Source organism: Pseudomonas sp. AKS31, assembly GCF_023634765.1.
Classification (GTDB): Bacteria; Pseudomonadota; Gammaproteobacteria; order Pseudomonadales; family Pseudomonadaceae; genus Aquipseudomonas.
Genome location: NZ_JAMLFX010000005.1, coordinates 109,829 through 110,119 on the forward strand (window position 1 = coordinate 109,829; position 291 = coordinate 110,119).

At 62.5% G+C, this 291-nt stretch carries 1 protein-coding gene; it reads right to left on the reverse strand.

The window, feature by feature from the left end:
* Positions 1 to 291 (reverse strand): hypothetical protein (locus M9827_RS16425; RefSeq protein WP_250606389.1); only part of this gene is annotated, 291 nt, incomplete at both ends.

A 291-nucleotide genomic window follows, 5' to 3' on the forward strand; every position in this document is an offset into this window, starting at 1 on the left:
CCGCCACCGATCATGGTGTCGGCCCCGAGGCCGCCGTCCAGGGTATTGGCCTGTTCGTTGCCGGTGATGCGGTTGTCCAGTTCGTTGCCGGTGCCGTTGATGATGTCGTTACCGGTGAGGATCAGGTTTTCGACATTGGCGGTCAGGGTGTAGCCGATGGATGCGAACACCCGGTCGGTCGCGCCGAGCGTTGCGTCAGTTTCGATGACGACATCGCCGTAGTTATCGACGTAGTAACTGTCGAAGCCACCGCCACCGATCATGGTGTCGGCCCCGAGGCCGCCGTCCAGG